General features: G+C 41.2%; 16 protein-coding genes. 11 read left to right on the forward strand and 5 right to left on the reverse strand.

Features of this window, described 5'->3' with window-relative positions; translation table 11 throughout:
* The first annotated feature begins 13 nt into the window (after positions 1-13).
* The 3 genes from ACFSKL_RS08775 to ACFSKL_RS08785 are packed head-to-tail and all read left to right on the forward strand — an operon-like array spanning position 14 to position 5,005.
* Positions 14-1,609, forward strand: a complete 1,596-nt coding sequence (locus ACFSKL_RS08775) for a SusD/RagB family nutrient-binding outer membrane lipoprotein (RefSeq protein WP_376885432.1) — start codon at positions 14-16, stop codon at positions 1,607-1,609.
* Between the two features lie 33 nt (positions 1,610-1,642).
* Positions 1,643-2,266, forward strand: coding sequence for a hypothetical protein (locus ACFSKL_RS08780; RefSeq protein ID WP_376885434.1), 624 nt, complete (start codon positions 1,643-1,645; stop codon positions 2,264-2,266).
* A complete protein-coding gene (locus ACFSKL_RS08785) occupies positions 2,267-5,005 on the forward strand; it encodes a M14 family metallopeptidase (protein ID WP_376885435.1) in 2,739 nt (912 codons plus the stop codon).
* Positions 5,006-5,181: 176 nt separating this feature from the next.
* Here the strand turns inward: ACFSKL_RS08785 and ACFSKL_RS08790 are convergent, their stop codons facing one another.
* Positions 5,182-5,898, reverse strand: coding sequence for an RDD family protein (locus tag ACFSKL_RS08790; protein ID WP_376885437.1), 717 nt, complete (start codon positions 5,896-5,898; stop codon positions 5,182-5,184).
* 121 nt (positions 5,899-6,019) lie between these two features.
* Between ACFSKL_RS08790 and ACFSKL_RS08795 the strand changes: the two genes are divergently transcribed.
* The 8 genes from ACFSKL_RS08795 (at position 6,020) to ACFSKL_RS08830 (ending at position 12,934) form a co-directional block, all read left to right on the forward strand.
* Entirely contained in the window at positions 6,020-6,889 is an 870-nt protein-coding gene (locus tag ACFSKL_RS08795; RefSeq protein WP_376885439.1) for a stage II sporulation protein M, read from the forward strand.
* Positions 6,889-7,728: a hypothetical protein gene (locus tag ACFSKL_RS08800; protein WP_376885441.1), complete on the forward strand. Its 840-nt coding sequence runs from the start codon at positions 6,889-6,891 to the stop codon at positions 7,726-7,728. Before ACFSKL_RS08795 ends, ACFSKL_RS08800 begins: the two co-directional genes overlap by 1 nt.
* A 1-nt stretch (position 7,729) precedes the next feature.
* Positions 7,730-8,461, forward strand: coding sequence for a DUF4129 domain-containing protein (locus ACFSKL_RS08805; protein ID WP_376885443.1), 732 nt, complete (start codon positions 7,730-7,732; stop codon positions 8,459-8,461).
* A gap of 23 nt (positions 8,462-8,484) precedes the next feature.
* Entirely contained in the window at positions 8,485-9,672 is a 1,188-nt protein-coding gene (locus ACFSKL_RS08810; protein WP_376885445.1) for a DUF4350 domain-containing protein, read from the forward strand.
* On the forward strand, positions 9,659-10,672 hold the full coding sequence (locus ACFSKL_RS08815) for an AAA family ATPase (protein WP_376885446.1): 1,014 nt from the start codon (positions 9,659-9,661) through the stop codon (positions 10,670-10,672). Before ACFSKL_RS08810 ends, ACFSKL_RS08815 begins: the two co-directional genes overlap by 14 nt.
* 4 nt (positions 10,673-10,676) lie before the next feature.
* Positions 10,677-12,008: a DUF58 domain-containing protein gene (locus ACFSKL_RS08820; protein ID WP_376885448.1), complete on the forward strand. Its 1,332-nt coding sequence runs from the start codon at positions 10,677-10,679 to the stop codon at positions 12,006-12,008.
* Between the two features lie 286 nt (positions 12,009-12,294).
* Positions 12,295-12,630: a type II toxin-antitoxin system RelE/ParE family toxin gene (locus ACFSKL_RS08825; protein WP_376885450.1), complete on the forward strand. Its 336-nt coding sequence runs from the start codon at positions 12,295-12,297 to the stop codon at positions 12,628-12,630.
* Positions 12,631-12,634: 4 nt separating this feature from the next.
* Positions 12,635-12,934, forward strand: coding sequence for a helix-turn-helix domain-containing protein (locus ACFSKL_RS08830; protein WP_376885452.1), 300 nt, complete (start codon positions 12,635-12,637; stop codon positions 12,932-12,934).
* A 337-nt stretch (positions 12,935-13,271) separates the two neighbouring features.
* On the opposite strand, the gene rodA is transcribed toward ACFSKL_RS08830, so the two are convergent.
* Genes rodA through mreC form a run of 4 tightly spaced genes read right to left on the reverse strand, consistent with a single transcriptional unit; the run spans position 13,272 to position 17,694 of the window.
* Positions 13,272-14,546 (reverse strand): rod shape-determining protein RodA, encoded by a 1,275-nt coding sequence (gene rodA / locus ACFSKL_RS08835; RefSeq protein ID WP_376885454.1) that lies wholly within the window; start codon positions 14,544-14,546, stop codon positions 13,272-13,274.
* Position 14,547: 1 nt separating this feature from the next.
* Entirely contained in the window at positions 14,548-16,347 is a 1,800-nt protein-coding gene (gene mrdA, locus ACFSKL_RS08840; RefSeq protein ID WP_376885456.1) for a penicillin-binding protein 2, read from the reverse strand.
* Complete coding sequence (locus ACFSKL_RS08845) at positions 16,347-16,868, reverse strand: rod shape-determining protein MreD (protein WP_376885458.1); 522 nt, start codon at positions 16,866-16,868, stop codon at positions 16,347-16,349. Before ACFSKL_RS08845 ends, mrdA begins: the two co-directional genes overlap by 1 nt.
* Complete coding sequence (gene mreC, locus ACFSKL_RS08850) at positions 16,858-17,694, reverse strand: rod shape-determining protein MreC (protein ID WP_376885461.1); 837 nt, start codon at positions 17,692-17,694, stop codon at positions 16,858-16,860. The genes ACFSKL_RS08845 and mreC overlap by 11 nt, the downstream gene beginning before the upstream one ends.
* Between the last annotated feature and the right edge of the window lie 3 nt (positions 17,695-17,697).

Raw genomic sequence — 17,697 nt, forward strand, 5'->3', positions numbered from 1 at the left:
AACCAGCGAAAAGATGAAAGTTGTAAAATTTATAAAATCAAAAATGATAGCCAGTCTGCTGCTGATTGGAATGTTGTCAGGAGCTTGTTCTGAATTTATTGATATCAACGCGGATCCAAATAATCCCACCGATCCCCAATTGGCATTACTGCTTCCAGCAACCCAATTGTCAATTGTAGGGAATTTCAATACCATCAATAGAGGAGCATCAAATGTCATACAGCACAGGGCTGCCGGTGGTCTGAACAGGTGGGATCAAACTGGGACAACTTTCCAGGCGACTTGGTTGGGTTATTATACCCAGGCTATTCCAGATTTAGAGCAAATGATCACAACCGGTACCGAACAGGAGAGCTGGGGCTATTTGGGGATAGCAAAGTTGCAAAAAGCCTTTTTGTATGGGTTGATGGTGGACTTGTGGGGAGATCTTCCATACTATGAAGCGGCTAAATCCGCAAACCCACGTTTCGATAGTGGGGAAGAGATATATTCAGACCTTCTGAAACTGATAGATGAAGCCAAAGCAGATATAAACAAAGGCTTTTCAGTTGTTCCCTCCTCAGATTTGATGTATCAGGGTTCTAGGGAGAAATGGATGAAATTTGCCAACTCGTTGAAGTTCAAACTCTATCTACAGACTAAGAATGTGAATCCTACGGCTTCCGCCCAGGGGATCAACGCATTGCTTGCTGAAAATAATATGATAGACAGCAATGAAGATGATTTCACCTTTTTGTTTGGGAGTAGCCCGGCTCCAGAAACCAGACATCCGTGGTATACCACCGGTTATTCTCCAAGCAGGGATGGTTATGTTAGTATGGTGCTTCATGACAGACTCAAAGAACAGGATGATCCCAGGCTCAGGTATTATATTTTCAGGTTGAATGAAAAGGCCGGCTTGGCAAATTCCCAGGTTGGAGAAGGTTATTATGGTCGTTATCCCGGTGATGGCGCAGCATCACCTGCCGATCAACAAACCAGGGCGATCGTGGGGATATATCCTTCAGGTGGAGTGTATGACAATGGCATGATCCCTTCCATTTCCAATGACGAGGGGTTGCTGAATAATATTGGAGCGACTGCAGGGGCTTCCGCAAATTCATTCCGACTGGTGCTGTTTGCCAATGGGGATGGTACTGGTGCAGGGATTCAGCCGCTTTTGACAAATTCAATGATGAAGTTTTATCGGGCTGAAGCTGCCTTGACTTTGAATACAGGGGAAAATGCAGGTGAATTATTGACCCAAGCTGTAGCTGCCAATATGGAAGCTATAAGTACACTGTCTCCTGCCTTCCCAATATCATCAGCGAGTATCCTGCGTTTCAACGAGAGGCTATTGGAAGCATTTGAATCAGCGTCCCAAGAAGATAAACTCGCTATGGTAATGATGCAAAAGTGGATAGCAATGTATGGAAATGGAGTGGAATCCTACAATGATTATAGAAGGACTGGTCTCCCGGAATTGGTAGAGTTGATATCTCCTCTTGATGTCTTTCCACAAAGGTTCTTCTTCTCAGAGACTGAGTTGACTTCAAATGAAACAGTGGTAGAAACAAGGGAGCAATTGCAAAGAAATCAGCAGATCATCCCTGTGTTCTGGAGCCGCTAATCTTATTCTGATTTTTGAAAAATAAATAAAGCCATGAAAAAAATATCAATATTAAGTCTTTTGATCTGCCTGTTGTTTTCCTGCAAAACAGTAGATTATGAATGGGAAAACTTTACCTACGTCGCGACTCCAAAAGTTACATTGAATGCTGGGAGTTCCGCTTTGCCTACATTTGCTTCTGCCAAAACCTCGTATTTCAACCTGGCTGATCCAGACTACAGCACCACCCAAAAATTTGAGTGGCAACTGGACTACTATGATGCGGAAGGCAGGGCGAGTATTGAAGCGATCGAAGTTTATGTGAGTTTCAATAGAAGGGAGGGAAATCCTCCAGTATACCCACTTGTATTGTCCTTGGCAGAAGTGCATCCAAACGAAAGACAGTTCCCACTTCCAAGTGTCATACGGGCAAACGATACCCTTTTCGAAAGGGTGACTACTTTCCCCAAGCAATATAGCTTCACCGCTTCAGAGCTTGCTGCGTTGACTCAGACCAACTTATCGACCGTTGCTGTAAATGACTATTTCCTCTTCAAATTTATTGTTATTATGGCAGACGGAAAGAGAATAGTCCAATACAATGACAACTCCTGCGATGAGTCCAGGGGTGAACTATGTGACTGTAGGGTAGGTGTTAGGTTTAAAAATATACCATAGATGAAAAAAACAAAAACAAACAACAAATTCATCCAGGGAGGATTTATTCTCCTTGGTGTTTTTATTTTGGGACTTACTGCAGCAATGTCCCAAACTATCCCCAGCCCAAGGGAGCATTTTGGCTTCGGGATGGGTGATGATTATCACATTTCAACTTACAGCCAAACAGAGGCCTATTTTAAAAAAGTTGCTGAAATTTCAGACAGAGCAAAATTGGTTTCTATTGGAAAAACTGAAGAGGGAAGGGATCAATGGATGATGATCGTGACTTCTCCAGAAAACCACAAAAACCTAGATCGCTTCAAAGAGATTTCTGTGAAAATGGCCCGTGCAGAGAGCCTCGCAGAATCAGAAGCCCGTGATTTGGCTGATGAAGGCAAGGCGATTGTCTGGATTGATGGGGGATTGCACTCGACTGAGACAGTGGGGATCCATCAGTTGACAGAGACGATATACAATGTATTGACCAGAGATGACAAAGAAAACCAACGGATTCTTGACAATGTAGTGATCCTTTTTGTCCATGCAAATCCGGATGGGCATGAGAAAATCGGTGACTGGTACATGAGACATGCTGAGCCGGAAAAAAGGAGTCTTTCAGGCCTTCCGGTCTTGTACCAAAAGTATATAGGCCATGACAACAACAGGGATTTCTACATCCAAAACATGAAGGAGTCTGTGAACATGGGGCATCAACTATTCGTAGAATGGATTCCGCAAGTTATGTACAATCACCACCAAAGAGGCCCTGCAGGGTCTGTTTTGGCAGGTCCTCCATACAGAGATCCTTTCAATTATGTGTTTGACCCAATGATGGTCACGGGAATTGATGCTGTGGGTGCTGCCATGTACAACAGGTTGAATGCTGAAAACAAACCGGGTTTTACAAGAATGAATGGTTCTACTTTTTCCACTTGGTATAATGGTGGCTTAAGGACTACTACCCACTATCACAATATCATTGGAATCTTGACAGAGATCGTCGGTGGTCCCAATCCGGAATCAATCCCATTGGTACCAGATAGGTTGATCCCAAATGCAAACACCCCTTTCCCTGTCACCCCACAGGAAACTTGGAAGTTTCAGCAATCAATCGACTATTCTGTATCCCTGAACTATGCAGTGCTGGATTATGCAGCCAGAAACAGGGATCATCTATTGTATAACATATACAGTATGGGCAAAGGCTCTATCGAAAGAGGTAGCAAGGACTATTGGACTCCTTTCCCGAAAAAAGTGGAAGCCATCAAGACTGCTTATGACCAATCAAAAGAGAGTAGTCAAGGAAATTCCAGGTGGGGTATTCCGTCGATATTTTATGATAGCATTTACCAAGCGACTGAAAAAAGAGATCCACGGGGATTTATAATTCCAGCGGATCAAAAGGATTTTCCTACCGCTGTGAAGTTTATCAATGCCCTGATAAAAACCGGGATTAGAATAGAGAAAGCGACAAGCCAGTTTCAGGTAAATGGCAAAACCTATCCAAAGGGGTCTTATATTGTCAAGACCGATCAGGCGTTCAGACCACATGTCATCGACATGTTTGAGCCACAGGATTATCCAAATGATTTCCAATATCCGGGCGGCCCTCCGATCCGACCTTATGATGCTGCTGGTTGGACATTGGCTTACCAGATGGACGTTGAATTTGACAGAATCTTGGATGGGTTTGATGGACCATTTGAGACATTGGCTTATGGAGAATTGGAAGTTCCGGAACAGTTGCCACTTTCTGGGTCTAAAAACGGGTTTTTGATCAGCAGTGTACACAATGATGCATTCACTGTCGCAAATGAGCTTTTGAAAAAGGGAATAAAAGTCTCTAGGACTAACTCAAGTGTAGAAGAGATGCCCGCTGGATCTTTCTACATTCCATCCAATGGCTACAAAGTACTAGCTGATTATGGAAAGCAGTTTGGCCTGGAAATCAAAGCTGCGAAAAGCCAACCAAAAGATTTGCTTGCAATCAAACCTTCAAGGGTTGCATTGTACGATTCTTATGGAGGTTCTATGCCAAGTGGTTGGGTGAGATGGATTCTTGAGCAGTACAATTTTGAATTTGAATTGATTTTTGCAAAGGAAATAGATCAGGGAAACCTCAATGCTAAATATGATGCCATCTTATTCATCAGTGGAGGTATACCAAGCCTTGGCAGTTCGGGAGGTTATAGAGGACCAAAAGAGGAAGATACACCATCAGAGTACCACCACATGTTGGGTTCTATCACTGCTGACAAGTCTATTCCACAGTTGAAAAGATTCATTGAAAATGGTGGGAAAGTAGTGGCAATTGGTTCAAGTTCAGTGCTTGCATACCATTTGGAATTGCCGGTACGCAATGCATTGGTTGAAGTCCAAAGAGATGGTTCTGAGAAACCACTTCCGGGAGAAAAGTATTATGTGCCGGGCAGTGTGTTGCAAACAAGGGTAGATTCAAACCAGGTTCTCAATTGGGGTTTGGAAGATTATTCCTATGTCTTGTTTAACAACAACCCTGTGTTCAAGTTGAAGCCGGAAGCCAAACTCCAAGGTGTCCAAGCTTTGAGTTGGTTTGATACAGCTACACCTCTGAAAAGCGGGTGGGCATGGGGCGAATCATATCTTGAAGATGGGATCACTGCATTTGTAGCACCAATGGGTAAAGGTCATTTGGTAGTATACACTCCTGAAATCACATACAGGGCGCAGTCACATGGCACATTCAAGATGCTGTTTAATAATCTGTATAAGTATTAAGCCAAATTGAGTTTGGTTTTCCATGTCGATCCCGGCTCAATTATGTAATGAAATTGCATAATTGAGCCGGGATCTGTTTTTTAAGAGAGTAACGTTTTTGCTATTTTTAATTTGCTTCGATATTCTCTCGCCAATTTTTGAATTTTTGAGAATGTTTTTTAACTCATATTTCAGACTCAACCCTGTTGGCTATAAAAATTATAATCCCTGATCACCTGATCCAGAAATGCCAAGGATTTTTCTTCATAGGTTACTTGGAGCAAATCAGCTGTTTTTGCTGCCAATTTTTGGATCAATCCAAAATCCCCGCTTTTCAATGCTTCATTTTTGATCTGTTTGATATCTTGGACTTGCTTATCGGTCAAAATCATTGCCTGTGAATATTTTGGGACATAATTTTCCGGGAGGTCTACCAGCAAAGTGTTTTGCAGATTTGTGATGAATTTTTCGGATATAACGGTTGTCCCGGCAGCAAGATCACCTATTCGTTGGCCTTTTCCGCTGATAAGAATACTCAAAATCGCCAAGCCACCCGAAGTGAAACTGATGTCCACTATCCGTAGTAGCCAGCGGATGAGATAATCTCCCAGACCTGCCTTTGAGCCATCGACTTTCACTACCCTGATCTGCAAAACCATTTTTCCGGGGGATTGACCATCCATCAGCGACTCAAACAGTAAATGGTACAGGAGGATTGGCAATCCCATTACTGTGTAGAAAGTCAATGAAAAAGAGCTGTTTTCGAAAATTTTACTGCCTAGGAATATTGCCAAAACTATAAACAGGAATATAAAAACAGCATCAAGCAGGTATGCCAAAATTCGGCTACCAACATTTGCGGTATTTTGATGAATATTGATGTTTTGGGCGGTCTTTATTTGAAATTCCTTCATTTATTATTTTCTTTGGTAAAATTGATAATTTAAGATGCGTGAAGCTGCTTTTATTAAGCGAAATAAAGATAAATGGATAAGATTTGAAAATGCTCTTTTATCCAACGCCAAAATATCTCCCATGGAGCTTGGTGACTTGTACATTGAGATAACGGATCATTTGAGCTATGCCCAGACTTTTTATCCAAATAGCCAAACGCACATCTACCTGAACCAATTGGCTTCTAAATCTCACCAAAAAATCTACAAAACAAAAAAAGAATCCAAAGGAAGGTTCATAAAATTTTATACCCAGGAATTTCCTGCCATGTTTTACCAGTACTTGCCGCAGCTTGCTATCGCATTTCTGATATTTCTGGTGTTTTCAATAATAGGTGCTTATTCTGCCGCTACCGATGCGGCATTTGTGAGGGCGATCTTGGGGGATGCCTATGTGAACATGACCCTTGACAATATAGAAAAAGGCGACCCAATGGCTGTATACAAAGAAATGCAACAGGTGGATATGTTTCTGGGAATTACGGTGAACAATATCCGTGTTGCACTGACAGCATTTTCGCTGGGGATTTTGTTGGGAGTTGGGACTTTCTACATTTTGATGCAGAATGCGATTATGCTGGGTTCATTCCAATATTTTTTCTATGACCAAGACTTACTTTGGGAATCTGCCCGTACGATTTGGGTTCATGGAACTATAGAGATTTCTGTGATCATCATTGCAGGTTGTGCAGGGATTGTGTTGGGGAATAGTATTTTGTTTCCAGGAACCTATTCTCGGTTGGTTTCCCTGAAAAGAGGAATGAAAGCAGGTTTGAAGATTTTGATCAGTACCATTCCTTTTTTTATTGTAGCGGGATTTTTGGAAGGTTTTGTTACGAGGATTACTGATTTGCCTGATGTTTTTAATATTTCAATAATATTTATTTCTTTAGGTGTGATACTATTTTATTACGTTATTTATCCTATCCAAATCCATAAAAAAACAAATTGATGGAAAATTATATACCCTTGAGGAAAAGACGTGAATTGGGAGCAATTCTGTCAGATACATTTGCTTTTTCGCGCAACAACTCCAAGCAGTTGTTTTCTGTTTTGGTCAAGACATGTGGGATTCCCTTCATCGTTGTATTGGTTGCTTCGGCTTATTATCAATATGTCATGTTGGATCCAGATCCAGTATCCATGGCTTCGAATATAATGATCGCCCTTTTGGCTTTGGCTTTGGCAGGTGGGATATTTTATGCCATGAGTGCCTCTACGATCTTTAGCTTCACCCATGAATATGAGGTGAACAGGGGAGTAGTAGAAGAGTCCACTGTCATTGATCAGGCAAAAAGCAAATTTGGCAGTATGGTCTTGTTGATGATCATCTGTTACATGATGATGGCGTTCGGGTTTATCTTTTTTGTCATTCCGGGTATTTATTTCATAGTTCCTGTAGTGTTGGCATTTCCCCTGATGATATTTAGGGAGAAAAGCATCGGTGAGACGATCAGTGAGAGTTTCCGGTTGACCAAAGGCTACTGGTGGGTGACATTTGGGACTATCCTGGTGATATCGATTATCATTGGGTTGATTTCTTTTGCATTTAGCATGCCCTCCTTGATCTACATGTTGATCAAAACCGTGATTTCGGCATCCCAATCCTCCATTGGAAGTCCGGAGATGCCTAATGATTTTATTTATATGATCTTGGCGACTATAGGGAGTGCGGCATCTTATGTTTTGACCGTTGTGATGCATATCGCTATAGGATTTGTCTATTACGATTTGGATGAGGAGAAAAACAAAACAGGAATCAGGCAGCAAATCGACGAGTTGGGATCATAAGATGAAATTGAAAATCTCCATTCTTCTTCTTTTATTCAGTATCTCCATGGTGGAAGCCAAACAGGATAGTCTGTCCGTGGAGGCTATTCATACCGTGGAGGATTTACAGCCATTTGAATTTGGGGAAGAATACTTGGACCGGTATCTGGGTGATAGGGATTTTCAGTATGATGAATCGGATGTCGGTGAAAATTGGTTCCAAAAGCTTCAGCGCAAAGCCGGTGAACTCTATTCCAGATTTTGGAGGTGGATCATTGGCAATAGGACTGCAGGTGCTTTTCTGAATTTCATTATTCAAATATTGCCTTATTTGGTTTTGATCGGACTCTCCATCTTGTTGGTTTGGCTATTTGTCAGGTACGATAACAGGAGAGTATCAGAAAACAAGCTAAATGGCAACCAGGTTGCCTTTGGATCAGATGAAGAAATCATCCAAAACCAGAATATCCAACAATTGATCAATGAAGCCATAGCTAGAAATGATTTTAGGTTGGCGATCAGGTATTATTATTTATTGACATTGAAGAAACTGATAGAAAGAGAATTGATCGACTGGAAAATCCAAAAAACAAACCATGATTACTTTGACGAATTGGCTACTGGTGATTTGAAAAACCAATTTGTAGAGATCACCAAGATCTATGATTATATTTGGTATGGAGATTTTCATATGAATCAAACTGCCTTCAATAGGGCTGAAGGAGCATTTTTAAAAGTAGACAGCTTGCTATGATACCAAGGTCACAAAAATTTATCATGGGATTCCTAGCCTTGATTTTGCTGGTATTGCTGCTGTTGCAGGTCAATACGAAGCCGTCTGTAGATTGGGGCGAGAGTTATTCCAAATTGGATAAAATCCCCTATGGAGGAAAGGTCATTTATGATCAATTGTCGGAAAAAATTGCCAAAGATCGGTTTGAAGAAGTAAATGTCCCTGCTTTTGAGTGGCTGAACAAAGATCCCCAAGGCGGTACTTACTTTGCCTTCAATTCATATTACGCAACAGATAAATCAGAAATCAAAAAGATGCTCGACTGGGTGAAAAAAGGCAATACCTTATTTCTCTCGGCGAGAAACTACAGCACGCCTCTATTGGATTCTTTGGGATTGAAAGTTTCCCCTTTGGTTGAGTTGGCGGATTTCAGGGAGCATATTGAGCTCAATTTTGAGGACAGGCGGCTTAGGGCAGATGAACCCTATCTATTTGAAAGAGTTACACTCTTGGAATATTTTTCGAAAGTGGATAGTACCAATACATTGGTTTTGGGAAAGATGAAATTCCAAGATTCTGAATCCATGGCAGAGCCAAATTTCATTGCAGTGAAAGTGGGGGATGGAACGGTGTATCTCCATACCTTTCCAATTGCATTTTCCAATTATTTCCTTTTGGAAAAAAGTACAAAAAATTACACAGAAGGGGTTTTGGCTTACTTACCAAGTGAAGGAAAGGTTTATTTTGATAACCATCAAAAAATGGGAAGGACGGTTTATACATCTCCACTTTATTTGTTTCTTGCCAATCCAAAGTTGAAAAGCGCCTATTACACCATGATTTTCATGCTTGTGGTCTGGATTGTGTTTGAAGGGAGAAGACGGCAAAGGAGCATACCAGTTGTCCTGCCTTTGGAGAACCAGACGGTGGCTTTCTCCGAAACAATTTCGGCTATGTACATGGAGCGGGAGGCATTTACTGAGATGGGTAAGCAACAGATCAATCTCTTTTTGGAATATTGTAGAGCCCATTTTAGGATTAGGTTTGAGAATCTGGATGAAGCAGTTATAAGGGATTTGACAATTCGGGCAAATTGTCCAGCCGATAGGGGTGTGGAGATTTTCAGTTTTTTGATGGCTGTTCTCTCTAAAGAGAAAGTCTCAAAACAAGAACTCCTGAAAGTAAATAAATTGATAGAAGAATTTAAATCATATAGTAATGGAAGAAAATAAGGAAGAAAACTTAGGGCAGCACAATGATTCCTTGGAGTTCAAAAGCCGCTTGCCTTTGGAAGAACTTTGTGTTGCGGTAGCGAAAATCAAGACAGAAATCCAAAAGGTAATCGTGGGTCAGGAGGAAATGATTGACCTACTTTTGGTCGCCATGTTGGCAAAGGGGCATGTGTTGATTGAGGGTGTTCCGGGGATTGCCAAAACGATCACTTCCAAGCTCTTTTCAAAAACCCTGCAAGTTGGGTTTAGCAGAATCCAATTTACGCCTGACTTGATGCCAAGTGATGTGCTTGGCACTTCGATCTTGAACATGAAGCAGGGGGAATTTGAATTTAAAAAAGGACCAATTTTTTCCAACTTGATCTTGATAGATGAAATCAACCGTGCACCAGCCAAGACGCAATCCGCTTTGTTTGAAGTAATGGAAGAGCGTCAGGTGACGGTAGATGGACATACCTATGTGATGGATGAGCCATTTATGGTTTTGGCAACCCAAAATCCGATAGAGCAGGAGGGGACATACAGCCTTCCGGAAGCTCAGTTGGATAGGTTTTTATTCAAGATCAAATTGGATTACCCTACACTTGATCAGGAATTTGACATACTTAAAAGCCATCATGCAAGAAAATCAGATGCTGCAATTGATCAGGTAGAGTCTGTTCTTGACCCCGAGTCTTTGAAGACTTTTCAGCAATTGACTTCTGAGATAGGAATTGAGGAGAAAATCCTCAAATATATAGCCCAAATTGTCGTGAAGACCAGAAATCATCCCAATCTATATTTGGGAGGATCACCAAGAGCCTCTTTGGCAATCATGAATGCATCAAAAGCCTCTGCGGCGATATCCGGTAGGGATTTTGTGATTCCAGAAGATGTGAAAAAGGTAGTGGTTCCTGCGCTGGGACATAGGATAATCTTGAGTCCTGAGCGTGAAATGGAAGGAATGACGACAGAGACCGTTATTGATGGTATTGTACAGTCAGTAGAAATCCCTAGATAATTTGATGCAATTTCTTCGACAACTTTTCTTCGAGCGCAGACTCTATTGGATATTGGCTGGAATAGCCTTTATCTTTCTGGTGTCCTACTGGGTTGGGTTTTTATATCCTTTGGGCTTTATTTCTTTGTGGGGTTTGGCATTGCTCGTAATAGCTGATTTTGTTTTTTTGTTTAGGAGAAAAAATGGCATTGCAGCCGAGCGGGTTTTGCCTGACAAATTCTCGAACAGTGATTTCAACACCGTAAAAATTGTACTGAAAAACAATTATAGCCGGACTATCAATGCCTTTATTTTAGATGAAATACCGGTACAATTTCAGAAAAGGGATTTCGGAATATTGCAGGGAGTGGAGAATAATGGGGAAAAGATTATCAATTACCAATTGCTGCCAAAAACTAGGGGAGAATATTATTTTGGTGACCTTCACATCTTTGTGACCAGTATGCTGGGCTTGGTCAAAAGGAGGTATAGTTTTCAAAAAGGACAAATGGTGAAGGTTTACCCTTCGTTTATCCAAATGCAACAGTATGATTTTTTGGCAGCAAATACCAGGAAATTTGATCTGGGATTGAAGAAAATCAGAAGGATTGGGCATACAATGGAATTTGAGCAAATCAAAGAGTACGTCCAAGGGGATGATATCCGGAGGGTGAACTGGAAAGCGACTGCAAAAAGCGCCTCTTTGATGATGAATCAGTATCAGGACGAAAAGTCCCAACCTATTTATTCCATCATTGATACAGGTAGGGTGATGCAGATGCCATTTGATGGTCTGAGTCTTCTTGATTATGCGGTCAATAGTACTTTGGCTTTTTCCAATATTGCCATCAAAAAAGGGGATAAGGCTGGTCTGATTACGTTCTCAAATACCATCCAAAGATCCCTCCCCGCCATCAATCGCAAAACACATTTGATGAGTATCATGGAGATGCTATACAATGTCAATACAAAGTTTTTGGATACTGATTTTGGCTTGTTGTACAACTGGTTGAAGCAAAAGGTGAATCATAGAAGCATGTTGATCCTCTTTACGAATTTTGAGCATCACAGTGCATTGGAGCGACAGCTGGTCTACCTCAAAGCGATTGCCAAGAAGCATTTGCTGGTGGTAGTGATGTTTGAGAATACCCTGTTGGAGGAGTTGACTTCACAGCCGGCAGGCAAGCTATCCGATGTCTTTAACAAAACTGTTGCAGAGAAATTTTTGTATGATAAGAAATTAATGGCAAAAGAACTCAATCGACACGGGATTCAGACGATTTTGACAAAACCAAGTGAGCTAAGCATCAATACGATCAACAAGTATTTGGAGATAAAGGCTAGAGGGTTGTTGTAGGTGTTGTTATCCAGATATTTAGGGGGCATTTTTACTACAAAGGACACCAAGGTGGCACAAGGAACACAAGGGAAAATGGTGTTGAAACAAAGTGGTTTTAGAGAATATCTTTGTGCACGTTGTGAAATCCTTCGTGTCCTCTGTGGTTAGATTTTTAAGCGCATAAGCATTATACAAACATGTGGGTGATTTTTTAACCACAAGGGACACCAAGGATATAGTTAGAGTGCATTAAAAGAATCCCACACTTTTGGAAAATATTATCTTTTGAGATAACTTTGTGAATATGGTTAGGAAGATTATTTTTTACGAAAACCACTTTATTGAATTTTATCAAAACCAGAATGATAAGGTTAAAAGTAAGATTCAATATGTTTTTGAGCTGATCAAGCAAGTGGAAAGGGTACCAGAGAAGTTTCTCAAACATCTTGAAGGAACTGAAGGGTTATTTGAAGTAAGAGTTGAATACCAATCAAATATTTATAGAATTTTCTGTTGCTTTGATAAAGGGAGGCTGGTTGTCCTTTTCAATGGTTTTCAAAAGAAGACTCAAAAAACTCCAAAGAATGAAATAGAGAAAGCGGAAAGGTTAATGAAGGAATATTTTCAATCAAAGAAATAAAGCCATGAAAGATTATAGCAAAGTAAAAACATTTGATGAACTGATTGAACTGGAACACGGAAAAGTCGGAAGTGCAAGCAGAAATAAATATGAAGAAAATGCCCAAATGTTCATTGTAAGTGAAATGCTGAAGTCGGCTAGAAAAGAAGCAAATCTTACCCAGGAGCAATTGGCGGAAAGGGCAGGAACAAAGAAAAGTTATATCTCCAAGCTAGAAAATGGAAAAGGAAATATCCAGTTATCGACATTAATTCGAATTTTCGAACAAGGTCTTAATAAAAGAATCGGATTAACTTTCCTTTAAAACGCAGAAGGAATAACGCACTCTAACATCAACTTGGATACAGCGGGCGGTTTATTAAACATGAAAGTTCACTATCTTTAAGAAGTTAGGAGTAGGTTTGAAGGGAACGTCTCCGAATGCCTGCTTTCCGTGAGGTAGGCTCGCCGTCTCCAAGCTGAATCCCGGTAAAAATAGTGTCGATTCAAGTGGTCTTGAAGAAGAACTTTGTGCACATTGTGAAATACTTCGTGTCCTCCGTGGTTAGATTTTTAAACACAGAACCATTATACAAACATGTGGGTGATTTTTTTACTACAAGGTACACTAAGGATACAGGTAAAAATAGTATCGATTCAAGTTAATTCATCCTTCCCAGCATCTGGATTCTATGTGAATCCAACTTGATAAATATGAAAAGAAGAATAGTAAATGACCATAGAGAAGAGCCTCCATAGCTAAAGAATGGTAGGGGAATCCCTACTACAGGAAAGAGTCCGATTGTCATCGCAATATTGACCATAAAATGGAAGAGCAATATGGAAATGACACAATAACCATAGACCCGGGAGAATCTGGTTTTTTGCCGTTCTGCCAGGAAAACAAGCCTGATCAACAGACTGCAAAAGAGGATGATTACTACCAAGCTTCCAGCCCAGCCAAATTCCTCACCAAGTGTACAAAAGATAAAATCGGTATGTTGTTCTGGAACAAAGTCGAACTTTGTCTGGGTTCCTTCTAGGTAGCCTTTGCCAAGGAATCCACCCGAACCAATGGCGATTTTTGACTGCGTGACATTCCAGCCTACTCCCAAAGGGTCTAGGTCAGGATTGAAAAGCACCATGATCCTGTTTTGCTGATGTTGTGGGAGTTTTGACACGACATAGTCCAAGCTGTACACATAGCCAATCATCAACAGCCCTATGACTACGAAGGATATGATTCTTGATAGTTTCTTTTTCCCTAAAAATATCATAATGCTAATAGCGGCAGCAATAGCAAAAACCAAATAAAGGTTATTCTCAATCCCCAATGCCAAAAGTGAAACTGCAATCATTGTTAAGGCTAATATATAGTATTTTTGAGGCATCCCCTCCCTGTAGAGCATAATGAAAAATGCAAAAAAGACCATAGCTGTACCCGTATCGGGCTGTAGCATGATCAAAATCACAGGGATCATGATGATAGCCAATGCCTGCAGTTGGTATTTGACCTGACTGAGGTCAAAGCTTGGTCTTTCCATAAACTTGGCGAGTGCCAAGGCGGTGGCAAATTTGGCAAATTCAGCAGGTTGTATGCGGACAGAACCGAAACCTACAGAAAGTATTTGTCCATTTACTTCTTTCCCCAAAAATGGAGTGATGATCAGAAGTATCAGAAAAAGCCCATATAGAATCAAAGAAAGGTTTTCGTACAAGCGGTAGTCGGCAACCATAATCAGAAGAATCATGATTACTGCTGCACCTATCCTTACAAGTTGCTGTCCTGAATTGATCGATAGATCGAAGATGCTTTTTGCGTTTTGTTCATCAAAAACAGCTGCATAGATATTGAACCATCCTATAATCACGAGTGCTGCATAGATTATGATGGATATCCAATCAATTTTGTTGATATATAAGTCGTCCTGTCTCAAATCACATGAATTTTCCGGCGATTACATAGTCTTCCAGTCCAAGTCTCGCTACTTCCCTTTTGATATATTTCTCTATCATCAAACTTGCTGTACTTGCAGCAGCCCTACCGCCCCAACCGGCATTTTCAACATACACAGCGATGGCGATTTTTGGGTCTTCTTTGGGTGCGAAGGCTACGAAAACAGAATGGTCTTCGCCCTGTGGATTTTGTGCGGTACCGGTTTTTCCGGCGATGGTGATATCGGGAATAGCAGCCCTTGCAGCAGTTCCATAGATAGCTTCTGCCATGGCGTCTTGGATCAGGTCAAAATGGTGCGCATCGACACCAACCTCTCTTCTTGTCCTATATTCTTCTTTGATCTTGGTATGGTCACCGTCTATCGCTTTGATCAGGTGTGGCGGGTAATAGTAGCCTTTATTGGCAAATATTGCAGCAAGGTTTGCCATTTGGAGTGGTGTCACCAACATTTCACCTTGACCGATCGATAGGGAATAGATGGTCGAATACTTCCATCTGCCAGGACCGTATATTCTGTCGTAGTAAGTGCTGGAAGGAATACTTCCCCCCTTTTCATTGTACATATCAATCCCAACAGGTCCTCCGAGTCCAAAAAGCAATACTTTTTCCCTCCATTTATCAAGTCCGATTTCTGTGTCTTTAAAAGTGTTTCTAGACACCTCTTGATTGATCATGGCTCGGTAAGCCTGGTGGTAGTAGGGATTGCAGGAATTCCGGATTGCGCCAAATAAATTCACAGGTGATGGGTGGTTGTGACAGGCTACCAATGATCTGTTACACGCATAGGTAGTATTTGGTGTCAATACACCCATTTGAAGACCGATCAGGGACTGGACAATTTTAAAAATAGAACCTGGTGGATACATCGCCATGATAGGCCTGTTGAACAAAGGCTTGGTTTCATCTTTGTTCAATACACCATAATTTGTGCTGAATTTGGAGCCTGCAAGCAAATTCGGATCGTAGGAAGGTGCTGAAATCATCGCCAAGATTTCACCTGTCTTTGGTTCTATCGCTACGACAGAACCTACTTTTCCTTCCATCAACTTTTCACCATATAGCTGAAGCTCAAGATCTATGGTAGAGGTGAGGTTTCTTCCTGCCACAGAGGCAGTGTCATAATCCCCATCCTTGAATGAACCCTTATCAATGCCCCTGACATTGACCATTTTGTATTTGACCCCCTTCACTCCTCGAAGTTCCTTTTCATAAAAGCCTTCCAAACCACTATGGCCAACAAAATCCCCTTGTCTATAGTACCTGACGGTGTCTCTTTCCAGTTGCCTTGGAATGATCTCACCGATATATCCCAGTGCATTGGCTGCACTGGCCTGTGGATAGGATCTGACAGATCGGGTTGTCACAAACAAACCAGGATAGTCGATCAAATAATCTTGGATTTTTGCAAACTCTGTAGTTGATACCTGCGGGATGAGGATTGAGGGTTTTACTGAGGAATATTTCCTTGCGGCAGTGTATTTCTCAATCAAGTCTTCTTTGGCGATGTTGAATATTTCACAAAACCTTGTTGTGTCTTTGACATCAAATTCTTTGGGTATGACCATCAGGTCAAAAATAGGATTGTTGTAGACCATGATTTTTCCGGTCCTGTCATAGACAAGTCCCCGATAGGGATGGTCCACCAACCTTTGGACAGCATTTTTTTCAGCTCTTTTCAAAAAGCTGTCATCTGCCACTTGGATCATAAACAGTTTGGTCAACAGTACGATCCCTATCAGCACAATAACGACGATGATGGTAATCGGTCTTTTTTCGTTCATTACAATCCTCTCCTTCTCCTGTAAAACAACAGTTGAACAATATTACTCAATACAAAAACAAAAATAGCACTAGTGATTATTTTTTGAACGACTGGGGCAAACAAATGTGTACCCATGCTTTCAATAAAAAAGAAGGAAATGTTGAAAATGAATATGAGTGGTAGACTGTAGGTCATATACCAACCAAAACCCATATTCAAAACTGTAGGTTGTAAATTGTCGTCATAGCCTCCGGTAGGGGTCAGGATTTTGATCCAAGGTCTCCGGATAAATGCAATGATCAGGAGGCTTGCAGTATGGACGCCCAAAGTGTCATAAAAGAGATCTACGATCAGCCCCATTCCAAAAGCGATCAATAAAGTTGGGATTGTTTTGGTTTCTATCGGCAGCAGGATAAGGAATGTGATATACAAAAAGCAAAATGCAATACCAAACAGCACGAGGTTTTTCAGTACAAGTGTCTGTACCAAAAGGTAGAGGATAAATCCACCTGCCAAATAAAAAATCCTACTACTGTTCATTGTTTATTTCTGAATTTATATACAGGGAATCCAATTCTTCTTCAATGGAGTTTTCTACAAGATACACGTAGGTGACCTTCGTGAAATCAGTTGACAAGTCCACGGTGACATCGAGGTAGTTCGTATCAGTCCCTTGACTTACCTCAGATACTGTCCCTATGGCAATGCCTTCGGGAAACACAGCATTGTATCCTGAAGTGACGACTTTATCTCCAACTTCTATCTTGACATGCCTCGGGATATAGAGCATCTTCGCATTTTTTGGATCTGCACCATCCCATTTGATGGACCCAAACACCTCTGTGGATTCGATTTTGGAAGAGATCAAAAGGTCTATGTGTAGCAGGGATATTACAGTTGCGAAATTTTTGGACACACCTTTTACTCTTCCGACAACCCCTTGGCCATTGAACACCCCCATTCCTGGTTTTATCCCATGCGCCGCCCCTTTGTTGAGGGTTAGGTGGTTTTGGCTGAGACGGATAGAGTTGTTGATGACTTTAGCTCCTTTAAATTCAAACTTGGCCATCAAACTGCTATCCAATTGGATATAGGTGCTGTCTGCAGGTTTTTTGTACATTTCCAATTCAGCCAATAATTCCGCATTCGTATCCACTAGCCGCTTGTTGACTTCTGCCAGGGAAAAGTATTCGGAAACATTGTTTTTCGCCCCCAACACTTTGCCACTGAACCTGTTGGAGCTGTTGAAAAAAGCAGAGCCTTGCTGGGAATTGAAGGAGACAATCAGCCAAATGGCGATTGTCTCCAAAAAAACGAATAATAGAAAAGCTCTTAAACTGTAAAGGAATAATAAAATGCGCTGCATCCA

Origin of the sequence: Belliella marina, assembly GCF_042682445.1 — a bacterium.
GTDB classification, from domain to species: Bacteria; Bacteroidota; Bacteroidia; order Cytophagales; family Cyclobacteriaceae; genus Belliella; species Belliella marina.